Annotated in this window: 18 protein-coding genes and 1 pseudogene; 7 read left to right on the top strand and 12 right to left on the bottom strand. The window is 65.5% G+C overall.

The annotated features are described in order from the left end of the window. Positions 1 to 178: 178 nt before the first annotated feature. The 11 genes and pseudogenes from G582_RS0112955 to G582_RS18230 all read right to left on the bottom strand — a co-directional run bounded on the left by G582_RS0112955 (position 179) and on the right by G582_RS18230 (position 12,037). Positions 179 to 3,331 (bottom strand): efflux RND transporter permease subunit, encoded by a 3,153-nt coding sequence (locus G582_RS0112955; RefSeq protein WP_028840184.1) that lies wholly within the window; start codon positions 3,329 to 3,331, stop codon positions 179 to 181. A 1-nt stretch (position 3,332) separates the two neighbouring features. Continuing rightward, positions 3,333 to 4,745 (bottom strand): efflux RND transporter periplasmic adaptor subunit, encoded by a 1,413-nt coding sequence (locus tag G582_RS0112950; protein ID WP_028840183.1) that lies wholly within the window; start codon positions 4,743 to 4,745, stop codon positions 3,333 to 3,335. Beyond that, positions 4,742 to 5,971, bottom strand: a complete 1,230-nt coding sequence (locus G582_RS0112945) for a TolC family protein (protein ID WP_038054189.1) — start codon at positions 5,969 to 5,971, stop codon at positions 4,742 to 4,744. Before G582_RS0112945 ends, G582_RS0112950 begins: the two co-directional genes overlap by 4 nt. A 218-nt stretch (positions 5,972 to 6,189) precedes the next feature. Beyond that, positions 6,190 to 6,609 (bottom strand): hypothetical protein, encoded by a 420-nt coding sequence (locus G582_RS0112940; protein ID WP_028840181.1) that lies wholly within the window; start codon positions 6,607 to 6,609, stop codon positions 6,190 to 6,192. Between the two features lie 133 nt (positions 6,610 to 6,742). Then, entirely contained in the window at positions 6,743 to 7,678 is a 936-nt protein-coding gene (gene copD, locus G582_RS0112935) for a copper homeostasis membrane protein CopD (RefSeq protein ID WP_028840180.1), read from the bottom strand. 10 nt (positions 7,679 to 7,688) lie between these two features. Then, positions 7,689 to 8,045, bottom strand: a complete 357-nt coding sequence (gene copC / locus G582_RS0112930; protein ID WP_246037245.1) for a copper homeostasis periplasmic binding protein CopC — start codon at positions 8,043 to 8,045, stop codon at positions 7,689 to 7,691. 91 nt (positions 8,046 to 8,136) lie between these two features. Further along, positions 8,137 to 8,502, bottom strand: coding sequence for a DUF411 domain-containing protein (locus G582_RS0112925; RefSeq protein WP_028840178.1), 366 nt, complete (start codon positions 8,500 to 8,502; stop codon positions 8,137 to 8,139). A gap of 173 nt (positions 8,503 to 8,675) precedes the next feature. Beyond that, positions 8,676 to 9,188, bottom strand: coding sequence for a nuclear transport factor 2 family protein (locus G582_RS0112920; protein ID WP_028840177.1), 513 nt, complete (start codon positions 9,186 to 9,188; stop codon positions 8,676 to 8,678). A 91-nt stretch (positions 9,189 to 9,279) separates the two neighbouring features. Beyond that, a pseudogene (locus G582_RS16705) lies at positions 9,280 to 9,633 on the bottom strand (copper resistance protein B); the annotation flags it as partial. A gap of 38 nt (positions 9,634 to 9,671) precedes the next feature. After that, positions 9,672 to 11,510, bottom strand: a complete 1,839-nt coding sequence (locus G582_RS0112910) for a copper resistance system multicopper oxidase (protein WP_028840176.1) — start codon at positions 11,508 to 11,510, stop codon at positions 9,672 to 9,674. Between the two features lie 104 nt (positions 11,511 to 11,614). Beyond that, entirely contained in the window at positions 11,615 to 12,037 is a 423-nt protein-coding gene (locus G582_RS18230) for a CopL family metal-binding regulatory protein (RefSeq protein WP_028840175.1), read from the bottom strand. 595 nt (positions 12,038 to 12,632) lie between these two features. On the opposite strand from G582_RS18230, the gene G582_RS0112895 reads away from it, so the two are divergent. From G582_RS0112895 to G582_RS16685, 7 genes are all read left to right on the top strand, one after another. Then, positions 12,633 to 13,883 carry a TolC family protein gene (locus G582_RS0112895; RefSeq protein WP_028840174.1) on the top strand — a complete coding sequence of 417 codons (1,251 nt, stop codon included), beginning with the start codon at positions 12,633 to 12,635 and terminating at the stop codon, positions 13,881 to 13,883. Next, entirely contained in the window at positions 13,883 to 15,112 is a 1,230-nt protein-coding gene (locus G582_RS0112890; protein ID WP_028840173.1) for an efflux RND transporter periplasmic adaptor subunit, read from the top strand. Before G582_RS0112895 ends, G582_RS0112890 begins: the two co-directional genes overlap by 1 nt. A 10-nt stretch (positions 15,113 to 15,122) precedes the next feature. Beyond that, positions 15,123 to 18,290: an efflux RND transporter permease subunit gene (locus G582_RS0112885; protein WP_028840172.1), complete on the top strand. Its 3,168-nt coding sequence runs from the start codon at positions 15,123 to 15,125 to the stop codon at positions 18,288 to 18,290. Between the two features lie 34 nt (positions 18,291 to 18,324). After that, on the top strand, positions 18,325 to 18,978 hold the full coding sequence (locus G582_RS16695; protein WP_156880519.1) for a HupE/UreJ family protein: 654 nt from the start codon (positions 18,325 to 18,327) through the stop codon (positions 18,976 to 18,978). Continuing rightward, positions 18,975 to 20,309, top strand: coding sequence for an MFS transporter (locus G582_RS0112875; protein WP_028840171.1), 1,335 nt, complete (start codon positions 18,975 to 18,977; stop codon positions 20,307 to 20,309). The genes G582_RS16695 and G582_RS0112875 overlap by 4 nt, the downstream gene beginning before the upstream one ends. Before the next feature lie 44 nt (positions 20,310 to 20,353). Further along, positions 20,354 to 20,683: a YqaA family protein gene (locus tag G582_RS16690; protein WP_248642804.1), complete on the top strand. Its 330-nt coding sequence runs from the start codon at positions 20,354 to 20,356 to the stop codon at positions 20,681 to 20,683. Positions 20,684 to 21,098: 415 nt separating this feature from the next. Next, complete coding sequence (locus tag G582_RS16685) at positions 21,099 to 22,571, top strand: AAA family ATPase (RefSeq protein ID WP_248642802.1); 1,473 nt, start codon at positions 21,099 to 21,101, stop codon at positions 22,569 to 22,571. Here the strand turns inward: G582_RS16685 and G582_RS17685 are convergent. Then, a partial coding sequence (locus G582_RS17685; RefSeq protein ID WP_156880517.1) for an IS3 family transposase occupies positions 22,526 to 22,816 on the bottom strand: 291 nt, incomplete at its 5' end. The genes G582_RS16685 and G582_RS17685 overlap by 46 nt on opposite strands.

The following is a 22,816-nucleotide window of genomic DNA, read 5'->3' as shown; positions in this document are numbered from 1 at the left end:
TTCGGCGTCACCGAATGTCAGCTGCATCAGAAGTCATCCCGGAGGTGATGCCCTATTGTCGCCCACAGGTGGCGAGTTGTTCAGACTTTCCCTAGACCTGTGTCTCGCACACAGGTCAAGCTCGACTGACACACCTCCATCCATAACAAGGCGGCCGGCGCGTTGGAGGTCGGCCGCATCACGACAGGTCCGCCGGCAGCGCAGCGGATGTTGGCCGCTTCCTGGCCAGCTGCCGCTGCTTGAACAGCGAGTACAACGCCGGGATCACGACCAGGGTCAGCACCGTGGACGAGACCATGCCGCCCACCATCGGCGCGGCGATGCGACGCATGACCTCCGAGCCGGTGCCAGTGCCCCACATGATCGGCAGCAAGCCGGCCATGATCGCGACCACGGTCATCATCTTCGGGCGCACGCGGTCAACCGCACCCTCGATGATCGCCTCGCGCAGATCGCGTGCGTCCAGCGAGTGGCCCTCGGCCTGCCGCTGCGCAGCACGCGCTTCGAGCGCGTGGTCGAGGTAGATCAGCATGACCACGCCAGTTTCCGCAGCGACGCCGGCCAGCGCGATGAAGCCCACGGCCACCGCGACGCTGACGTTGTAGTTGAGCATCCAGATCAGCCAGATGCCGCCAACGAGCGCGAACGGCACTGACAGCATCACGATCAGCGATTCGGTGACGCGGCGGAAGTTGAGGTACAGCAGCAGGAAGATCAGTGCCAGCGTCACCGGAATGACGACGCGCATCTTTTCTGCGGCACGCTGCATGTACTCGTACTGCCCGCTCCAAGTGACGTAATAGCCCGGCGGGAATTGCACCTGCTCTGCCACCGCCTCCTGTGCTGCCTTCACATAGCGGCCCAGGTCGCTTTCGCGGGTGTCGACGTAGATGTAGGCGGCCAGCATCGCGTTTTCGGTGCGGATGCTGGGCGCCCCTTTCCTAACCTCGATCTTCGCCAACTCGCCGAGCGGCACTTGGGCACCGCCCGGCACCGGCACCAAAACCTGGGTTCCGATCCGGTGCGGGTCGTCACGCAGCTCGCGTGGATAGCGCACGATCGCGCTGAAGCGCTCGCGGCCCTGGAGGATGGTGGTAACCATCTCACCGCCCAGCGCGGCCGCCACCACATCCTGCACCTCGCCCAAGGTGACGCCATACTGGGCCAAGCTGCGCAGATCGGGGGTGATGTCGAGGTAGTAGGCCCCGGTCAGGCGTTCGGCGAACGCGCTGGTGGTTCCCGGCACTTTGCGCACCACCGCTTCGATCTCGGTGGCCAGGGCCCCCAACTGCTCGAGATCGCTGCCGAACACTTTGATTCCAACCGGCGTACGGATGCCGGTGGCAAGCATGTCGGTACGGGCCTTGATCGGCATCGTCCAGGAGTTCGCCACCCCGGGGAACTTCAGCGCCGCGTCCATTTCCGCAATGAGCTTGTCGGTGGTCATGCCATTGCGCCACTGGTCCTCGGGCTTGAGGTTGATGACGGTTTCGAACATCTCCAGCGGCGCCGGATCGGTGGCGGTCAGGGCTCGACCCGCCTTGCCGAACACAGATTCGACTTCTGGGAAGCCCTTGATGATCCGGTCCTGCTGTTGCAACAGCTCGGAAGCCTTGGTCACAGACATGCCGGGAAGCGACGCGGGCATGTACAGCAGCGTGCCTTCGTTGAGCGTCGGCATGAACTCGCTGCCCAGGCGCGACGCCGGCCACAGGCTGGCGAACAGGGCGACTACCGCGATCGCGATCGTGGCCATTCGGTGCCGGAGCACGACGTCGATCACCGGGCGATATGCCGCGATCAGGAACCGGTTCACCGGGTTCTTGTGCTCGGGCACGATCTTGCCACGCACGAACAGCAGCATGAGCACCGGCACCAGCGTCACCGAGAGGATCGCGCCACCGGCCATGGCGAACGTCTTGGTGAACGCCAGCGGCTTGAACAGGCGACCTTCCTGGGCCTCCAGGGCGAACACCGGAAGGAACGAGACGGTGATGATCATCAGGCTGAAGAACAGCGCCGGCCCGACCTCCCGGCAGGCGTCGATGATCACCTGGGTACGGCTGCGGGAACCGTCGGCGCGCTCGATGTGCTTATGCGCGTTCTCGATCATCACGATCGCCGCGTCGACCATCACGCCGATCGAGATCGCGATGCCGCCCAGGCTCATGATGTTGGAGTTCATGCCCAGCGCACGCATCGCGATGACCGCGATCAGCACGCCGACCGGCAGCATGACGATCGCGACCAGCGCGCTGCGCGCATGGAACAGGAACACCAGGCACACCAGCGCCACGATCAGGCTCTCCTCGAGCAAAGTCGTGCGCAGGGTCTTGATCGCACGCACGATGAGATCGGACCGGTCGTAGACCGCCTGGATACTGACGCCTTCGGGCAAGCCTCGTGCAAGTTCCGCGATCTTGTCCTTCACCCCCCCGATCACGGCCAGGGCGTTCTCGCCGAACCGCGCAATGACGATCCCCGCCACGACGTCGCCTTCGCCGTCCAGGTCGGCGATGCCACGGCGCTCGTCGGGCACCAGTTCGACCCGGGCGACGTCCCCAATCAGCACCGGGGCGCCGCCCTCGGCGCGCAGCACGAGGCTCTCTATGTCCTCGATGCCGCGCAGGTAGCCGCGTCCGCGCACCATGTACTCGGTCTCGCCCATCTCGATCACGCGGCCGCCAACGTCCCGGTTGCTCTCGTTGATCACCTCGGAGACACGGGAGATCGGGATGTCGAATTCGCGCAGGCGGACCGGATCGACGGTCACCGAGTACTGGCGCACGAAGCCACCGACGCTGGCGACCTCGGCGACGCCCGGGGCGGTGGTCAGTTGGTAGCGCAGGTACCAGTCCTGCATGGCGCGCAGTTCGTCCAGCGAATGGCGGTCGCTCTTGAGGACGTACTGGTAGACCCAGCCCACGCCCGTGGCGTCGGGACCCAGTGCGGGTGCCACGCCGGCCGGGAGATTCTTGGAGGCGACATTCAGGTTCTCCAGCACGCGCGAGCGCGCCCAGTAGAGGTCCGTCCCTTCTTCGAAGATGACGTAGATGAACGAGGCGCCGAAGAACGAGAAGCCGCGTACGTCCTTCGACCTGGGCACCGAGAGCAGGGCGCTGGTCAGCGGATACGTCACCTGGTCCTCGACCACCTGGGGCGCTTGTCCCGGATACTCGGTGAACACGATCACCTGGACATCCGACAGGTCCGGCTGGGCATCCAGCGGCGTGTTCATCAGTGCGTAGATGCCACCGGCGACGATCGCCAGTGTCATCACCAGGACCAGGAAGACGTTGCGGACCGACCATTCGATGAGGCGGGCAAGCATGTCAGTGCCCCTCGTGGCTGCTGGGGGAGGGCGGAGTCTTCTCCGGGGCGGCGGGCATGGAGTGGCCGGCGTGCGGATCAGCAACCTCATCACCATGGGCTGCGTGCGGGTCAGCGGCGTCCTCACCGTGCCCGGCGTGCGGATCCTCAGTGGTGCCCGAGGGGGTCCCGTGTCCTGTGTGACCTTCAAGTCCTTGGAGCGCCGACTGCAGGTTGCTTTCGGCGTCGATCAGGAAGTTCGCCGAGACCACGACCTGCTCGCCCTCGACGAGCCCGTCCAGGATCTCGATGCGATCGCCGCCGCGCCGCCCCAGGGTGACATCCCGCGGTGCGAAGCGACCGGGACCGGTCTCGACCAGCACCACTTGGCGTGTGCCACTGTCGAGCACCGCCGAGCGCGGCACGTTCAGGACCGGGCCGGCCCCGGGCTCCTCGAGCAGCACCGTCCCGTAGAGTCCCGGCCGCAGGTCGCCATCGGGATTGGGCAGCGCGATGCGTACGTCCACGGTGCGCGTCATCGCATCGATGACGGGCTGCACGAAGGTGACTTCGCCCTCGGCCACCTGGCCCGGCAGGGCCACGGTTTCAAAGCGGGCCGGCTGGCCGACCCTGATGCCCGCGGCCTGCGCCGCCGGCACCTTGGCGATCACCCACACCGTCGACAGGTCGGCCAAGCGCAGTATGGTCTCGCCAGGCTCGAAACGCGCGCCCTGGACCACCGGCTTCTCGATCACGACCGCGTCCGCGGGCGCCGTGAGCACCAGCCCCGTCTTGCCCAGCTGCGCGTCGCTGATTTCCCAGTTGCGCAGACGGGTGCGGGCGGCATCGCGCAAGCGGGCCATCGACGCCGCGCTCGCGGGATCGGACCCGGCCAGCCGGCGGGCGGTCTCGTCCGCCAGTCGGTATTCCTGCTGCGCCGCGGCCAGCTCCGGGCTGTAGACGGACAGTAGGGGCTGCCCTGCGCGGACCCGCATGCCGGTCTGGTCCGCGTACAGCCGCTCCACCCAGCCTTCGAAGCGGGGCGCGATCGCATACTGCCGGGTCTCGTCGACCTCGACCGTGCCGCTGGTGCGCACGGTGCCGGCCAGGGGCCCGCGCTTGACCGCTTCGGTGCGCACGCCCAGCGCCTGCACCTTGTCCGGCGGCAGCACCACCGTGCCCGGCGCCGCCGGCGGCGCGTCGTCGGCATAGACCGGAACGTAGTCCATGCCCATCGGATCCTTCTTCGGCACCGGCGAGGTGTCGGGGAGCCCCATGGGATTTCGGTAATAAAGCACCTTGCGCTCCGCGGCAGGCGCCTCGGCGGATGTAGCTGCGGTCGGCGAATCGTTGGTCGCGCGGCCGGCCATCCAGCCTGTGGTGAGGGCGGCGAGTGCGACGCCGATGGCGAGCGACAGGGTCTGGACACGGGTCATCGGATATCTCCTTCGATGGCGCGCACGGCGGCGGCGCCCAACAGTTCGTCACGCAATGCATCGACCCGTGCGAGGTCGGCGCCCTGCCATTCATTGAGTGCTTCCAGCAGCGTCCCGAAGTCGACTTCGCCGACCTGGTAGCTCGCCAGCGCCGACTGCCAGGTGGCGTCGGCCTGCGGCAGCAGCGTGTTCTGGATCAGTTGCCGGCGTTCGCGGGCGCTGGTCCACTGCGACCAGGCGGAAGCGCCTCGCTCCTCGACGGCCCGCAGCGTGGCGTCCCTGCGGGCCAGCGCGGCTTCCTCGAGCAGGCGCGATTCGCGCTCGCGCTCGCGGCGGGCGCGCTGCTGGAACGGGATCTCCACCTCGAGCATCAGCTCGGTACTCTGGATGCCGTTGCCCAGCTGCATCGCACCCACGCCGACGGTGATGTCGGGAAAGCGGTTGCGACGCTGCAGCACCACATTCGTGCGCGCGGCCTCGGCGCGGGCCTGCTGCGAACGGACCGCGGGGTGCGTGTCGGCGGCGTCCAGAGCCTCGGCAAGCGAAGCGCTGCGGACGGCAAGGCGCGGCGCCTCGTCGGGAGCCGCCAGCGGTGCATCGGACCGGCGCCCCAGCACCGCGTTCAAGGTGGCGGCCGCCTCCTGCTTGGCCGCGAGGCGTTCGATCCGCTCGCGCTGCAGGCTGGTCTGCTCGACCTGGGCGCGGATGGCATCCTGCTGTGGCGCGCGGCCAAGGGCGTAGCGCACTCCCGCGATCTCTTCGACCTGGCGGAGCAGGGCGATGCGGCGATCGAGCACGGCTACCGCTTGATCGGCATGCCAATAACGTGCGTAGGCCGCCTCGGCGTCGGACAGCAGGTCGCGCGCCGCGGTGATGCGATCGAGCCCGATCGCGACCGCGTCCTGGCTGGCCGCAGTCCGCATCAGGTCGCGCTTGCCCCAGAGCGGGAAGCGCTGGCGCAGCGCGTAGTTGACCTCACGCTCGGCACCGACGGTGCGCCAGGGTTTGTCCGGATCGAGGCCGCGAAATCCCACTGAGGCCATTGGGTCGGGCAGGGCGCCCGCCGGCAGGATCCGCGCTTCGGCAGCCTGGGTTTCCAAGCCCATGGCCCGAAGCTCGGGGTTGTGTTCGAGCACCCAGGTCCGGATCGACTCGAGACTGTGTCCCGGGATGGGCTCGGTTGCGGTCACCGGCAGCGCCAGCGCCCACAAGGCGCCGGCGAGCACGCAGGCGAGCAGGCGCCGCCGCGGTGGCCGCTGGCAGGACAGCGGGTGGCAGTGCAGGCGGCTGGCCTGCCACAGGTAGAACGGAGATGCCATATCAGTGTCCTTGGGCCGACGCGACGCAGTCGCTCGGCCGGGGCAGGAACACATGCCGTGACGCGCACGGCACGAACGCACAGCACTGCACCGCACAGGCGTGCGGCGCAGTCAGCGTTCGGGCATCAGATCAGCAGGAGGGCCGCGGGATGCGCGGTGGGTCGGTGCCAGGCAGGCGTGGGTGGCGAATCGACCCATGTGGACGTAACCCCGGGGCCACCGTCCGCGACTTCCGCGACCGCGAACCAGGAGAACCACACGCCGACAAGCAGCGGCGGAACCGGCGGGATGCGTCCGCTGTCTGCCGAGAGGTCGCCTTCGCTGCAGTGCGCGGTACACAGTGCCTCGTCAGCCGAGGGAAGCTCGGCGCCACAACCGTGACCGTGGTCGTGGTGGGTGTCCGCGTCGGCCGCGACTGCGGCGGTTGTGGCCTTGAGATCCAGACAGCCGCCATGACCGGCCAGTGCGAACTGGGACCAGAGCAACGCCACCATCGCGAGGAGGGCAGTGCGCTTGAACCAGTTCCGATGGCGAAGGCGGATCATGGTCGGAGCTTACTCTTTAGTCTGATCCGGTGCAACTGATCCAGATCAATTTCTGGTCAGGAACAGAGACGGCGGGGGAGTTCGTGCCGATGCTCGGCGGGGGAGGGACCATCAAGACTATGCGCCATCGCGCTCAGGCAGCCGCGGGGCTGAGCGTTCCCAGCACAGAAACGACGATCAGGATCAGGATGGCCAGTGCTGCTTCAGCCGCGACACTCTGCCGCAGGGCGCGCACCTCCTGCACAGGATCGCCGCTTTCCAAGGCGCGTCCCAGGCGCGGCACCAGCGTCCAGCGGTGCAATGCACCCAGACCCAGCATGCCTCCGAACAGGGCAAGCTTCACCAGCAGCAGGTTCCCGTACGTGCTCTCGAGCAGTGTCGACAACGACCATGCGGTGAGATCACCGTAGTGCGTGATGCCGGACACGATGAGCGCAGCGACGAAGACCGTGCCGAGCGTCGAGAATCCGTGCAGAAGATCATGCGTCGTTCGAAGGTGCCCACTGCCGGAGACCGCCTCCCTGCGCAGGAGCAGGCCCAGGAACACCAGTACCGCGGCAACCCAGCCGCCTGCCGCGAGAAGGTGGACCAGGCCCGCAGCAAGCCGCAGCGCACCGGACGCGCCTTCACCGGCGGCGGCGTGGCCGTTCCATGCCAGCGTAGCAAGTGCGCCGCCCGCCAGCATTGCCAGCCGCGGAAAGGCGGACTCCACCTTTCCGCGGCGGCGCTGCCATCCGAGCACGACGATCAGGATGACCAGCAATGCGCCTCTCGCTGTCGCTGCCAGGCCTGCGGACGTCTCGAACAAATACCAGCCCAGCGATGCGCGATCGACGTCGGCAACCGGCATCCCCAAGATGCTCGCGGTCTTGACCACGACGTCGGTCCCGGTGAGCATGAGACCGACGGCGGCACCCAGCAACAGAACTCCCCTGAGCGGCCAATCGCTCAAGGCGTCGGCGATGGCGGTTCGATGCGAACCGTACCATCCGAACAATGGCACCCCGAACAGGACCATCAGGACCAGATACTCGAGGAACCGCAACACGTACGCCGCCGGGTCGAACATGTCGGGATCCTCAGCGCACAGTGAAGCTGAAGCTGCCCGTCATCGGGTGGTTGTCGCCCCCAACGGCGCGGTATTCCACGCGATAGGCACCCGCAGCCAGTGGCTTGGGCAGCTTGGCACGCAGCGTCTTGCCGTTGTTGACGATCTCGGTCGTGAAATTCTCGACCGGCATGGTGGAGCTGCCGTGCTTCATGAGCAACTTGAGGCGCGAGGCCCGCGGAATCAGCGTTTCGTTGAATACCAGATCAATCTGGCTCGGCGAGGCCACCACCGCATTTGCCGCCGGCGTGGACTGCTGCAGCGCGGCGTGGGCGTGGGCAACTTGCAGCGAGAACTGGCCCGCTGCGATCGCGAAGACGAGCGCCATGGAGCGAAAAACGTTTGACAAGTTCATATCGATGATCCTCGTTGCGAAGGTGGTGCAATGCCTCCGTTCGGCGGCATTGCTTGGTGGCTGTTCAGTGCTGTGAGAACGGCTCAGTGGTTCCGTCGTGCCGGACCAGTTCGACCGTGTACGGCTGCTGGCGCCCGTCCGGCACCTCCATGCCGGGCGAACCGAGCGGCATTCCCGGCAGGACTAGGCCGCGTGCGTCCGGCTTCTCTGCAAGCAGGCGCTTGATGTCCTCGGCCGGGATATGGCCCTCGATGAGGTATCCGCCGACCTCGGCCGTATGGCAGGAGCCCTTGGCATAGGGAACACCCAGGCGCTCCTTGACCGGACCCAGGTCGTCCATGTCATGCACATCCACGGTGAAGCCTGCTTTTTTCACGTGGTCGATCCAGCTGCCGCAGCACCCGCAGGTCGGGGTCTTGTGGACGGTCATGCGGGGCAGGGCAGCGGGAGTCGCGTCGGCTGTTTCCTGGACGACCTGTGCAGCGGGCGCGATGGTGGATTGCGTGGGTGTAGCCGCCTGGGTGCAAGCACCCAGGCCCGCCACCGCAAAGGCAACCCACGTCAGGCGGTTCAATCTGTAAGCCTTCATTTCGGAGTCCCCGCTCAGCGTTTGGTTCGCGAGGACCAATGGATGTGGACGATGCGCCAGCCGTCCGCGGTCTGTTGCAGCACCATCGTCTCGGTGCTCTGGACGGTCAGTGGCTTGCCGTCCTTCTTGGCGTGCAGCTCGCTTTCGGTGCCGACCCAAGCGAACTCGCCCGCGACCCGTGCACGCTGGCGGAGCAGCTGGCGATGCGCGCCCTTGAGGAATGCCGCATCGCTGACGGCGTGGTGGCCCATGTATTCCTCGCGGCTGCGCTCGGCGCCTCCGGATTCCAGGATGAGGACGTCGGCTGCGAGCAGCGCTTCGACCGTGGCCATGTCACCGCTGGACAGCGCGCCGTGGAAGCGTTCGGCCACCGCGACCGCGGCTGTTGCGTCGGTAGGAACATCCACGTCCGCGCTGGCCGCGGCGACGGGGTGATGTTGTGCATGGGACTGCGTCGCCTTTGCCATCGCTGGCGGCACGATGGCGAGCGCCAGGGCGAGGGTGATGGAAGTTGTCATTGCGTTCATGCAGAGACTCCAGTAGATCGATGGTTGTGTGCTTGCCAGCCGTCACAGTCAGGCGTGGTTCGGGTGTCGGGTTTCAATGTGCGTTTGCCTGTCAGAACCAGATACGAACGCCCGCCACGATCCGGGTGTCGTCGATGTCCCCGGACTGCGCGCGACGCTGATCCGCGGTTCGGCCATAAGCGCGTTCCCAGACCACGCCGAGGTAGGGCGCAAACCGGCGATGGAACTCGTAGCGCAGGCGGAAACCGGCTTCGACCTTGCTCAGTCCGCTGCCGATGCCAACCGCCGGATCGTCCTTGCTCCATGCTTCGCCCTCGACCAGCCACTGGCCGATCAGGCGGTTGGTGAACAGCGTTTCGTATTCGGCTTCCGCGCCGAGTCCGACCTGGCCGGACTGCCCGAGATAGGCGGTCGCCTTGATTTCAAACTTGTACGGGGCAAGGCCGATGGCCAGAGAATGGCGGTGGGAACGGATCATGGCGTTCATTCCTCCACCCGCACTTCGCGGAACATGCCGGCTTCCATGTGGTAGAGCAGGTGGCAGTGGTAGGCCCAACGGCCAAGGGCATCGGCACGCACCCGGTAGCTGCGCCGGGTGCCGGGCGGCATGTCGATGGTGTGCTTGCGCACCATGAAGTTGCCCGATTCGTCCTCGAGGTCGCTCCACATGCCGTGGAGATGGATCGGGTGCGACATCATCGTGTCGTTGACCAGCACGATCCGCAGGCGCTCGCCGTAGTTCAGGCGCAGCGGCTGTGCGTCGGCGAACTTCACGCCGTTGAACGACCAGGAGAAGCGCTCCATGTGTCCGGTCAGGTGCAGCTCGATCGTGCGCCCGGGCTCGCGCCCGTCGGGGTCGCGGAAGGTGCTGCGCAGATCGGCGTAGGTCAGCACACGGCGACCGTTGTCGCGCAGGCCGATGCCCGGGTCATCCAACCTGGGCACGGGCGCCATCGTCTGCATGTCGACCAGGGGATTGCCGGTTTCGGTGACAGGGTGTTCCTGCATCCCGCCGCCACCGTGGTCCATGCCGGCCATGCTGCCGCCGGCTGTCGCATTGGAGGACATTGACGACATGTCGTGGCCGCTGTGATCCATTCCGGCCATGGCACCGCCGGCCATCGACGACATGTCGTGGCCGCCGCCACCCATTCCGCCATGGCCCATGTCGTCCATGCTGAGGATCGGCTTTGGGTCGACGCTCGGAATCGGCGCGCGCAAGCCTTCCCTGGCCGCGAGGGTGCCGCTGATGTAGCCGGAGCGGCCGCTGTCCTGGGCGAAGATGGTGAATGCATCCTGCCCGGTGGGTTCGACAATGACGTCGAAGGTCTCGGCGGTGGCGATGCGGAACTCGTCAACGGTCACCGGACGCACGTACTGGCCATCGGCCGCGACCACGGTCATCTTCAGGCCGGGAATACGCACGTCGAAGTACGTCATCGCGGAGCCGTTGATGAAGCGCAGGCGCACCTTCTCGCCCGACCGAAACAGCCCGGTCCAGTTGCCGAGCGAGGTCGTGCCGTTCATGAGGTAGGTATAGGTGTTGGCGTTGACGTCCGACAGGTCGGTCGGCGTCATCCGCATCTGGCCCCACATCTTGCGGTCTTCGACGGTAGCGGCCAGGCCGTTCTGCTCCACGTCGTGGAAGAAATCGCCAACCGTCCGCTTGGAAAAGTTGTCGAAATCCGAGCGCTTCTTGAGCCGGGCGAACAGGCGCTTCGCATCAAGATCGGTCCAGTCGCTGAGCATGACCACGTAATCGCGGTCATATGCGAACGGTTCGGGTTCCAGCGGCTCGATGATCAGCGGCCCGTAGAGGCCGGCCTGCTCCTGGAAGCCGGAATGGCTGTGGTACCAGTAGGTGCCGCCCTGCACGACGTCGAAGCGGTATTGATACGTCTCGCCGCGGTTGATGCCGTTGAAGCTGAGCCCGGGCACGCCGTCCATGTTGGCCGGCAGCAGGATCCCGTGCCAGTGGATCGACGCCTGGCTGCCATGGATGGAGCCGGCGGGCAGGGCATTGCGGACCCGCAGGTTGACGGTGGTGCCTTCGCGCCAGCGCAGCAGCGGTGCCGGAATGGATCCGTTGACCGTGATCGCGGTGCGCGTGGCGCCGGTGAAGTTCATCGGCGTCTCGCCGATGGTCAGGTCGAAGTCGGTGCCCGAGAGCACGTTGGGTACGCCCTCGGCCTGGACGGCCCAGCTCGAACGGGGCCAGAGGCCGAGTGCCGCAACGGCGCCGCCGGCGGCTAGTCCCTGAACAAAGAGGCGGCGCGACGGGACAGACAGCCCCTCGGCACGGCCGAAAGAATCGGAAGACATGGAAACTCCGGGAAAAGGTCGAAGGCTCGCGAAGCGAGCATTACTCTGTCAGTGCGGAACTCACGGACAGATCCAGCGGCGCCGATGACGGCGCGCCGCGACACTTAGCCGATCGGAGGTCGCAGGAGGTTGGCCCGGGCCGCGGATGCGTGCCCGGACAGGAAAGGTTCGGCGGTCTGCCGGTAGCCGGTGCTGAGGTCGGCAAGCATCGACCAGGCAGGTGCCGCTGAGCAATGGTGCATGCATGCGCAGCAATCGCCCGCCCGGCAGCAGTCATCCGCTGGCGATGCGTCGCCGGCCTCATTCGTAGCCTGCGGGGGGCCGTGATCCACGGCCGCTGGAGCGGTCGCTTCGGCCCCGTGGCAGGCGGTTATTGCCTCTGCTGCTGCCTGCACCGCAGCCACGTCAGACAGATCGCCGGAGTTGCGCAGGTGCTCCAGATGCATGGACGCGCCCGCGACGCCCGGACCGTTGGCCAAAAGCGCAACGACCAGGAACAACCGCATCAGGAGCGCACGCAGAGCCATGCACCCGATTATACATCCGCATGTAAACGTGGAATGAATGCAGCGATACCAGGCGAGTGCAGTAGCCAGCTTTCGACCCATAGTGGCAATTCGTGAACTTCCGAGATCGGCTCCTTGAGCCCACCTTCCTTCTAGGGCATCCTTAGGCGGTGTCCCTCCGTGCCCTCCATCGCCGTTTGAGCCTCTGGATCCACCGCCCCATCGGGCAGTTGGCCGGCCTGCTTTTGCTGGTAGCGATGGTCTCGGCAGGTTTGCCGACCGGGAACGTCCATGCGCATGCCGGCGGTGACCACGACCATTCGGCGCAATCGGTCGCAGGTGGTTCATCCGGACAGGAAGAGGGGCCTGCATCACCGGATCCAGCTGATCTGGTGCTTCACGCCCATGACGTCGCCACGACCGTCACGGCGTTGCCAACGTTTCCCGCCTTGATCCTCAGCGCGGTCGTGCCCATGGCACCCAGCGTTCCCGTCGCTACATCGCCGCCGCCCACTGCGGCCCGAACACCTCCGCACCGACCTCCGATCGCTTGACGCCCTGAGGCTGCCTTTGGCGGCCTGCTTTGCGCTGTCTGTCGATTACCCGGAGGTTATCCGTGAATTTGCGTTGGCTGATGGCCCTGGCGTTTGCCGGGGCCCATGGCGTTGTCCTGTCCGGGCACGCTGCTGAACCGTTGCGTCTAGAAGAGGCTGTCGCACGCAGCCTCGCTGCGAACCCGTCTTTGGCCGCCGAGGCGGCCGAGCTTCGCGCCGTCCAGGCCCGCGCCGAGCGTGAGGGGCTGCCCACGCCCTACGTCGCGGGAGCCGACCTGGAGAACGTCGCCGGCACCGGCGCATTAAGTGGCGTGCACTCGGCCGAGACCACGCTGCGCCTGGGTCGGGTGATTGAACTCGGCGGCAAACGCGCCGCCCGGCAGGCGCTGGGTGCGGCGGAAGTCGCGCGCCAGCGCAATGCATCCGACACTGTGCGGATTGACATCGCCAGCCGCACGACCGCGCGCTTCATCGAGGTCGTGGCCGACCAACAGCGGCTGGAGTTCGCCCGCGAGCAGGTCAAGCTGGCCGACCGCACCCGTCGCGAAGTCGCCACCTGGGTCGCGGCCGCGCGCAATCCCGAGTCAGACCTGCGGGCTGCCGAGATCGCGGTCGCCGATGCGGAACTCGAACGCGAACACGCCGAGCACGAGCTGGCCAGTGCCAGGATGACCCTGGCCGCGAGTTGGGGTGCCTTCGAGCCTGACTTCACTGCGGCGACCGGCGACCTACGCGAGTTGCCTCAGGTTGAATCGTTCGAGACGCTCGCCACACGCCTGCCGATGACACCGGCCCAGCGCAGTGCGCTGCTGGAGGCCGAGGAGATTGCTGCCAGGCGCCGTGTCGCCCAAGCCAGCGCCAAACCCGACATCAACGTCAGCCTGGGTGTGCGTCGCCTCGAGGCGCTGGGCGACCAGGGGCTGGTGATATCGGTGTCGGTGCCGCTCGGCAGCAAGCCGCGCGCCTCGCTCGCCATCGCTGAAGCCGATGCTCAACTGGCCGCGTTGGAATCGCGTCGCGATGCACAGCGCCTCGAGAGCCACCAAGCCCTGTTCGAGAAGTACCAAGAACTGATGCACGCGCGTACCGAATACGAGGCGCTGCGCACGCGGATGCTGCCCAAGGCCGAGCAGGCGCTTGCTGTCACCCGCCGCGGCTTCGAAGCCGGTCGCTTCTCCTTCGTCTCGCTCGCGCAGGCGCAACGCACGCTGTTCGACCTGCGCGCACGCAGCGTCGAGGCAGCCGCCCGCTATCACACCCGTCTGGTTGAGGTCGAACGCCTCACCGCCGTCGCCACGGAAGCCACACCATGATCGTCCGTCTTGTCTCCATCGCTTCACTCGCCTTGCTGCTCGCTGCCTGCGGTGGCGCCCCCGCACCTGAATCTGGCGAAAGCCATGATGAAGCCGCCGCTGCAGAATACGAGCGCGGCCCGCATCGCGGCCGCATGCTGCGCGATGGCGACTTCGCGCTGGAAGTGACCATCTTCGAGACCAATGTGCCGCCGCAGTACCGGTTGTACGCCTACCAGGGCGGCAAGCCGCTGCCGGCCTCGAGTGTGCGGGCCACCGTGCAGCTCAAGCGACTGGACGGCGAAGTCAACGATTTCACCTTCAAGCCGGAAGGCGACTACCTCACTGGCAGTGGCGAAGTCACCGAGCCGCATTCGTTCGATGTCGAGGTCAAGGCGCAGCATGCCGGCAAGTCGCACCGCTGGGCATTCGCGTCCTACGAAGGGCGCACAACGATCCCGGCGGCGGCTGCGAAAGAGGCCGGCGTCGAGGTCGAAGCCGCCGGCCCGGCGGTGGTGCGCACCACGATCCGCCTGATGGGCACGGTGGCGCTGGACGAAAACCGGCACGCCGAAATCAAGGCGCGCTTCCCTGGCATCGTGCGTTCGGTGTCCGTGCAGCAGGGCCAGAGCGTGCGCCGCGGCCAGACCCTGGTCGTGGTGGAAGGTAACGAGAGCATGCGCACCTACCCGGTGGTCGCGCCGTTCGACGGCGTGGTGCTGGTGCGCAACACCAACGTGGGCGACGTGGCCGGCGACAACACGCTGGTGGAGCTCGCCAACCTGTCCGAGGTGTGGGTGGAGCTGCGCGCGATCGGCGCGGATGCGGAGAAGCTCGCGATCGGCCAGGAAGTCGAGATCAACTCGGCCACCGGCGACAGCACGACCGGCGGGAAGATCCAGACCCTGCTGCCGCTGGCGTCCGGCCAGAGCGTGGTGGCGCGCACCAGCATCGACAACGCGCAAGGCCGCTGGCGTCCGGGCATGACCGTGTCCGCCGAAGTGGTCGTCAGTGCGCGTGAGGTGCCGCTGGCGGTCAAGGAGTCCGGCCTGCAGCGCTTCCGTGACTTCACCGTGGTGTTCGCCCAGGTCGGCGAGACCTACGAGGTGCGGATGCTGGAACTGGGCGAGCGCGACGGCGAGTACGCCGAAGTGCTGGGCGGGCTCAAGCCAGGGACGCGTTACGTCGCCGAGCAGAGCTTCCTGATCAAGGCCGACGTCGACAAGTCCGGCGCCAGCCACGACCACTGAGGATACCGCCATGCTTGAACGCATCATCCGAACAGCGATCGCGCATCGCTGGCTGGTCCTGCTTCTGGTGCTGGGCGTCTCCGCGCTCGGCGTCTGGAGCTACGGTCGCCTGCCCATCGACGCGGTTCCCGATATCACCAACGTCCAGGTGCAGGTGAATACCGAAGCACCGGGCTACTCACCACTGGAGGCGGAGCAACGCGTCACGTTCCCGGTCGAAACCGCGCTCGCGGGCATGGCCAAACTGCAGTACACCCGATCGATCTCGCGCTACGGCCTGTCACAGGTCACGGTGGTGTTCGAGGACGGCACCGACATCTACTTCGCGCGTCAGCAGGTCGCCGAACGCCTGCAGGCGGCAGCCTCGCAACTGCCCGAAGGCATCGAGCCGACACTGGGTCCGGTGGCGACGGGCCTGGGTGAGATCTTCATGTACACGGTCGAGGCCGAGCCCGGAGCCAAGAAAGCCGACGGCACCGCCTGGACGCCAACCGATCTGCGCACGCTGCAGGACTGGGTGATTCGTCCGCAACTACGCAACCTCAAGGGCGTCACCGAGGTGAACACCATCGGCGGCAACGTCCAGCAGTTCCACATCACGCCGGATCCGGCCAAGCTGATCGCCTTCAACCTCACTATTGGCGACCTGCTCCAGGCCGTCGAGCGCAACAACGCCAGTACCGGTGCCGGTTACATCGAGCGTGGCGGCGAGCAGAACCTGATCCGGATTCCCGGCCAGGTGGGCGACGAAGCCGGTCTGCGCGAAATCGTGGTGGGAATGCGTGACGGGCTGCCGTTGCGTATCAGCGATGTCGCCGACGTGCACATCGGCTCGGAGCTGCGCACCGGTGCTGCGACCAAGGACGGCCACGAAGTCGTTTTGGGCACCGTGTTCATGCTGATCGGCGAGAACAGCCGCGAGGTGGCGATCCGCTCCGCCGAGCGGCTCAAGGAAATCGATGCAGCGCTGCCCGACGGCGTGAGCGCCAAGGCGATTTACGATCGTACCCAGCTGGTGGACCGCAGCATCGCCACCGTCCAGAAGAACCTGCTGGAGGGTGCACTGCTGGTCATCGCGGTGTTGTTCCTGCTGCTGGGCAACATCCGTGCAGCGCTGATCACCGCCGCGGTCATCCCGGTGGCGATGCTCATGACCATCACCGGCATGGTGCAGAACCGCGTGTCCGCGAACCTGATGAGCCTCGGCGCGCTGGATTTTGGCCTGATCGTCGATGGTGCGGTGATCATCGTCGAGAACTGCCTGCGTCGCTTCGGCGAACGCCAGCATGTCCTGGGTCGGCTGCTGACGCGCGCGGAGCGGTTCGACCTGGCCGCCACTGCCAGCGCGGAAGTGATCAAGCCCAGCCTGTTCGGTCTGTTCATCATCGCGGCGGTGTACCTGCCGATCTTTGCGCTGAACGGCGTGGAAGGAAAGACGTTCCACCCGATGGCGATCACGGTGGTCATGGCGATCACGGCGGCGATGGTGCTGTCGTTGACGTTCGTGCCGGCAGCGGTGGCGCAGTTCGTCACCGGCAAGGTGGAGGAGAAGGAGACCCGCGCCATGCGCGCGATGAACCGCTTCTATGCGCCGCTGCTGCACAAGGCCTTGGCGATGCGCAAGCTGGTGGTGGCCGCCGCGGCAGTCCTGGTGGTCCTGTGCGGACTGCTGGCGACGCGCCTGGGCACCGAGTTCATCCCGAACCTGGACGAGGGCGACATCGCGCTGCACGCATTGCGTATTCCCGGCACCAGTCTGACTCAGGCCATCAAGATGCAGGAGCAACTGGAATCGCGGATCAAGCAGTTCCCGGAAGTCGACAAGGTCGTGGGCAAGCTGGGCACTGCCGAAGTCGCCACCGACCCGATGCCGCCGTCGGTCGCCGATACCTTCATCCTGCTCAAGGATCGCAAGGACTGGCCGGATCCGCGCAAGCCCACGACCCAACTGGTCGGCGAACTCGAAAAGGCCGTGCGCGCCATCCCCGGCAACAACTACGAGTTCACCCAGCCGGTGCAGATGCGCATGAACGAGCTCATCGCCGGCGTGCGCGCGGAAGTGGCGATCAAGGTGTTCGGCGACGACCTGGAGGAACTGAGTGGTGTCGGCAAGCAGATCGAAACCCTGGCCAGCACCATTCCCGGCAACGCCGACGTCAAGCTGGAGCAGGTGACCGGCCTGCCGTTGCTGGTCATCACCCCTGACCGCGCCGCGCTGGCGCGCTACGGGCTGGCCGTGGCGGACATCCAGGAAACCGTGGCCGCCGCGCTTGGTGGCGCGAATGCTGGCCAGCTGTTCGAAGGTGATCGTCGCTTCGACATCGTGGTGCGCCTGCCGGAGGCGAAGCGTCAGGACCTGAAGGTGCTGGCGTCGCTGCCGATCGCGCTGCCCACCGCGGTCGGCCGCCCGGACGATGACTCGGTGCCGCACTTGCCGGGCGTGGTTCCGCTCAGCGCCGTGGCCGACATCGAAGTCCAGCTCGGACCGAACCAGGTCAGCCGTGAGAACGGCAAGCGCCGCGTCGTCATCACCTCCAACGTGCGTGGCCGCGACCTGGGTTCGTTCGTCGAGGAGTTGCAGGACAAAGTGGCTGCGGATATCGAGCTTCCGGAAGGCACCTGGGTCGAGTACGGCGGCACGTTCGAGCAGCTGATCTCGGCCAGCCAACGTCTCACCGTCGTCGTGCCCGTGGTGCTGGTCATGATCTTCGGCCTGCTGTTCATGGCCTTTGGCTCGGCGAAGGACGCGGTCATTGTCTTCACCGGCGTACCGCTGGCCCTGACCGGTGGCGTACTGGCCCTGTGGCTGCGCGGCATTCCGTTCTCGATCTCGGCAGGCGTGGGCTTCATTGCCCTGTCCGGCGTGGCGGTGCTCAACGGCCTGGTGATGATCACCTTCATCCGCAAGCTGCGCGAACAAGGCGATCCGCTGCACGAAGCGGTGGTGGACGGTGCATTGACGCGCCTGCGCCCGGTGCTGATGACGGCACTGGTCGCGAGTCTGGGTTTCGTGCCCATGGCGCTGAACGTGGGCACCGGCGCGGAAGTGCAGCGTCCGCTGGCTACGGTGGTGATAGGTGGCATCGTTTCCTCCACCCTGCTGACGCTGCTGGTCCTGCCGGCGCTGTACCGCCTGATCCATCGGGACAACGACGTCGGGAAGGAGGCGACGCCGTGAACCGCTCGCATTCCAGTTCCATCCCGAAGGTTCTTTGGCATTTCCCAACGCATCGCCCGCCATCCGGCGGGCGCTCCCGATCCTCGCGCTGCTGTTGTGGCTGGCTGTCGCCTTGGTGCACGTTGTCACCGGTAGCGATCAGGCGTTCGTGGAGCAGTACATCGGCCGCCAGCGGCTCGTGTTCACCTACCTCGATGCCAAGCATATGGTCACCGGGTACGACCACCTGCTGTTCTTGTTCGACGTTTGTTTCTTCCTGTACCGCATGCGCGATGTCGGCGCTTACGTCGCCTTCTTCGCCATCAGGCATAGCCTCACGCTGCTGTATGGGGTGCTGGGTGGGGTGCATGTCAGCTCGTACCTCATCGACGCAATCATCGGTCTGTCGTTGGTCTACAAGGCACTCGAAAAGCTCGGCGCGTTCGAGTGCTGGTTCGGCTTCCAGCCCCACATCAAGGCGGCGGCGCTGGTCTTCGGAATCTTCCACGGCCTCGGCCTGGCCACCAAGCCGCAGGATCTCGAGCTGTCGCAGGCCAAGCCCTCCACCTGGGCCCAGCTGGCCGATACCCGGCGCTTTTCAACGACGTGTACGACGCGACACCAAGGCCCTCAGGGCCGAAGAAGGCGGCCACGAAGCCATCAGGCAAGAAGTAAGGGCTTGATTCTGCGCACAGGAGACGTTTCATGATCGAGATCCTTCATCACCGCAGTTTTCGCCACCTGTTTCTCGCCCAGGTCGTTGCCCTCGTTGGCACAGGCTTGGCTACGGTGGGGCTGGCACTGCTGGCTTACGACTTGGCCGGCGCGCAGGCAGGCGCGGTACTTGGTACCGCCTTGGCCATCAAGATGACTGTGTATGTGACCTTGGCGCCGCTGGCCGGCGCCCTGGTCCCGCCGCGGCTGCGCAAGCCGGTGCTGATCGCGCTGGATCTCATTCGCGCGGCGGTGGCGATCATGCTCCCGTTCGTCACCGAAATCTGGCAGGTGTACGTGCTGATCGCGCTGTTGCAATCGGCATCGGCCTGCTTCACGCCGCTGTTCCAGTCGTTGATTCCGGAGATTCTCCCCGAAGAGCGCGACTACACCCGCGCACTGTCGCTGTCGCGCCTCGCCTATGACCTTGAAAGTCTGCTGAGCCCGGCGATCGCAGCCGCGCTGCTGACTGTGATCAGCTTCCATGGCTTGTTCGCTGGCACCTCGGTGGGCTTTGTCGCGTCCGCGTTGCTGGTGCTGACAACCGCTTTCCCCATCGCTGCGGCAGCGCGGGCCGCCGGCAGTCCCTACGCCCGCGCGTTCCGCGGTATGCGCATCTATTTGCACACGCCGCGTTTGCGCGGCCTGCTCGCCCTGAACCTGTGCGCCGCAGCCGGTGGCGCGATGGTGTTCGTAAACACGGTGGTGGTCGTGCGCGGCCCGCTGCACGGCGGGGAACGTGAAGTCGCCTGGGCGCTGGCCGCGTTCGGCGCCGGTTCGATGGCGGTGGCGCTGCTGTTGCCAAAATTGCTTGACCGCATTCCGGACCGGCGGGTGATGCTCGCAGCCGCAGTGACCATGGTGGGCGTGCTGCTCGCGGCCACCGGGCTGTGGGCGACCACGCAAGGATCGCTGGGCTGGACGCTGCTGCTCCCGCTTTGGTTTGTTTTCGGCACCGCCTACGCGGGACTGGTGACGCCCGGCGGGCGCCTGCTGCGGCGTTCCGCGGAATCCGACGACTTGCCGTTCCTGTTTGCCGCGCAGTTCTCCTTGTCGCACGCATGCTGGCTGCTGGCGTATCCGTTGGCCGGTTGGGTCGGCGCCCGCTTCGGACTCGGCAGCGCGCTCGCCGCCTTGAGTGGGGTGGCCGTGGTCGGGCTGCTGTCCGCCAAGTGGATGTGGCCGCGCCATGATCCAGATGTGGTTGAACACAGCCATCCTGAACTGGCTGTTGACCATCCACATATCGCGGAGCATCAAGCTGGCGATGGAAGGCATGCGCATTCGTACAGGATTGACGTACTGCATGGACGCTGGCCGCAGTGAGCCGTGCACCGCCACCCATGCGTAAAGCATTCGCAGATTGATCGGTGCCCGAGATCGGCGTCTATGCCGCGTTGTTCGCCCTTGCTTTCGTCGCCGCGACGATCCTGACACTGCAGTCGGAGGCGATGCTCACCCGCCTGTTGGGGGCGAACTATTCGCCGATGTGGCTTATCACAATCGGCAGCGTGGGCAACGTGCTGGGTTCGACGGTGAGCTGGATCCGCGGACGCCAGATCGAACGGCCGAGGCATCGCCGCTGGTTCCCGATCAATGAAGCCCAGCTTGAACGGGCGCAGCGTTGGGGCCAGCGGCACGGAAAATGGTCGCTGCTGCTCTGCTGCTCTGCTGGGTGCCGGTGGTGGGCGATCCGCTGAAGCTTATCGCCGGGATTCCGCGAAAACCTTGGTCTATCTATCTCGTGCTGGTGACGATTGCCAAGTGGGACGGTACTGGCATTGGCCGCGGTGGTTCTCGGTTCTTGAGCAGAGGCGTGCGCCAATCGCACACCAAGTTTCTTCGCCTGCAGCTGGCCGCTCCACTCAGTCTCAGAGCGCAACTTCGAACATGTTTCGGATAAGATTGATTTATCGGGGGTAGGGAAGGTCGAACTCGCGACTCAAGCCGTTGGGACAATGCAGTCCGTGGCCTAGTTCAGGCTTCTCGTCAGAGTCGGTGAAAATGGGGGTGGAACGCTTGCCACTATTGGTAGTATGAACTCCTTTCTCTTGGGTGCCTTAAGCATCTGCTTGGTAGTGCCGCCTCGCTACATTCCAGCTCAAAGGTGCCTCAATGCCAGAAACAACTCCCGTCATCCCAATACCCGGAAGTATCACGCTTCGATTTCTAGAGCTGTGTCAGTTCCGTCGTCTCGGAAAGGTTCAGCTGGAGGTCAACGAGAAGACCACCATTCTGGTCGGAGCGAACAACAGCGGGAAAACCTCGGTACTCGCCGCTCTCCGCCACTTCCTTGCGGACGGCTCCCCTTTTGGCGCCTTCGACATCAGCCTCTCGCAATGGCCAACACTGCGAGCTCTTGGAAAGGCATGGGAAGCGCTGGCGGATGACCCCTTAACCGTAACAGGAGACGAGGAGCAGTGGGAGCAGCAGCTTCAAACTCTTCTCTCGGCCATGCCGACGTTGGACGTCTGGTTCGATGCGGAGGCGGGCATGTACCACTTCGTCGCACCATTTCTTTCCAAGTTCAGTTGGAAGGGCGGTGCCGTAGGTATCCGGCTGCGCTTGGAACCGGCGTCGTCCGTTGAAGAGCTAAAGCAACTAGCTTGGACATATCGAACGGCGCGCGAACCCGTGAAGGACATGGGCGCGGACTCTCTTGCTTGGCCCATAGATCTTCTCGACTTTTGGCTCCGTGATTCTTCGAAACTCGGCCAGGTTCGCGCATACAAGCTCGATGCAGAAAACAACCCGATTACTGGCTTCAAGACCTACGTTACCCAGACGCTAGCTGCAGACGCCAGTCCTATTGAACGGAAGCATCTCTCCAAGATCATCCGGGTGGACTTTGTTGCCGCTCAGCGCGGGCTGGGCAGCGAAGAAGCTGAGTCGCGATCCGCATCCGGCCCTCATCGAGTTGGCATGTTCTCCAACCAGCTCCTCAAGTTTGCCCGTCAGCACTTGAACGTCGCCAGCACAGGGCATGGTCACCGAGCGGACCTCATCAAAGCCGTGGCGGAGGCGCAGAGAGACCTTGACAAGAAGATTCACGAAGCCATTGCCGATTCGGTTGAGGAAGTGAAGGAGCTTGGCTATCCAGGTCTGCACGACCCTCAGGAGATTCGCTTTCGCACGCGCATCCAGACGGCTGACTTGCTAGACCATGGAACCGCAGTCCAGTACAGCATGCAAAAGGAGTCGCTCGAAGAACTCCTCCCTGAATACTCCATCGGACTCGGCTACCAGAACCTCCAGTCTCTCAGCTACCAGCTGGTGTCATTCAAGGCCGCCCGGCTAAAACCGGAAAAGGGGTCTCCTGCACCGGTTCACCTCGTGATGATTGAAGAGCCTGAGGCGCACCTTCATGTCCAAGTGCAGCGCATCTTTCCCGACAAGGCGCACAAGCTCATAAGCCCAACCGGGGCAGACGCTTCAGCGCTCAAGAGCCAGCTACTGATCAGTACCCACTCGAGCCATCTCGCGCATGCCGAGGACTTTGACCGCCTCCGGTATGTCCGGCGCATTGCAAAGAGCGCGGGGTTCTACCCCGAAATCACGGACGGTTGTGAAAGAGCTGAGAACTTCTGATCCTGCCTGGCGACCCTACGTCGCATCCTCGGGTTGTGGAATCGCTCGATGTATTCGAACACATCGGACCTTGCAGCATCGAGTGTCGGATACGTCATGCGGTAAACGCGCTCGCGCTTGAGCAGGCCGAAGAAGCCTTCGCAGGCTGCGTTGTCACCGCAATGCCCCACCGCGCTCATCGAGCACACCAACGCGTTGGTCGCCAAGTAACGCAGGTAATCGCCGCTCCGGAACTGGCTGCCACG

It is taken from the genome of Thermomonas fusca DSM 15424, assembly GCF_000423885.1.
GTDB classification, from domain to species: Bacteria; Pseudomonadota; Gammaproteobacteria; order Xanthomonadales; family Xanthomonadaceae; genus Thermomonas; species Thermomonas fusca.
Note: the sequence above shows the minus strand (reverse complement) of the source record. Positions and strands in the feature narration are given on the sequence as shown.

Coding starts and splice junctions, on each gene's coding strand:
- copC (WP_246037245.1), bottom strand. CDS start 8,045: ATGGCGCTCGTCTTCGCGATCGCAGCGGGCCAGTTCTCGCTGCAAGTT.
- G582_RS0112910 (WP_028840176.1), bottom strand. CDS start 11,510: ATGTCTTCCGATTCTTTCGGCCGTGCCGAGGGGCTGTCTGTCCCGTCG.
- G582_RS0112950 (WP_028840183.1), bottom strand. CDS start 4,745: ATGACCCGTGTCCAGACCCTGTCGCTCGCCATCGGCGTCGCACTCGCC.
- copD (WP_028840180.1), bottom strand. CDS start 7,678: ATGTTCGACCCGGCGGCGTACGTGTTGCGGTTCCTCGAGTATCTGGTC.
- G582_RS0112920 (WP_028840177.1), bottom strand. CDS start 9,188: ATGAACGCAATGACAACTTCCATCACCCTCGCCCTGGCGCTCGCCATC.
- G582_RS0112940 (WP_028840181.1), bottom strand. CDS start 6,609: ATGATCCGCCTTCGCCATCGGAACTGGTTCAAGCGCACTGCCCTCCTC.
- G582_RS16685 (WP_248642802.1), top strand. CDS start 21,099: ATGCCAGAAACAACTCCCGTCATCCCAATACCCGGAAGTATCACGCTT.
- G582_RS0112875 (WP_028840171.1), top strand. CDS start 18,975: ATGATCGAGATCCTTCATCACCGCAGTTTTCGCCACCTGTTTCTCGCC.
- G582_RS0112925 (WP_028840178.1), bottom strand. CDS start 8,502: ATGACCGTCCACAAGACCCCGACCTGCGGGTGCTGCGGCAGCTGGATC.
- G582_RS0112955 (WP_028840184.1), bottom strand. CDS start 3,331: ATGCTTGCCCGCCTCATCGAATGGTCGGTCCGCAACGTCTTCCTGGTC.
- G582_RS0112885 (WP_028840172.1), top strand. CDS start 15,123: ATGCTTGAACGCATCATCCGAACAGCGATCGCGCATCGCTGGCTGGTC.
- G582_RS18230 (WP_028840175.1), bottom strand. CDS start 12,037: ATGGCTCTGCGTGCGCTCCTGATGCGGTTGTTCCTGGTCGTTGCGCTT.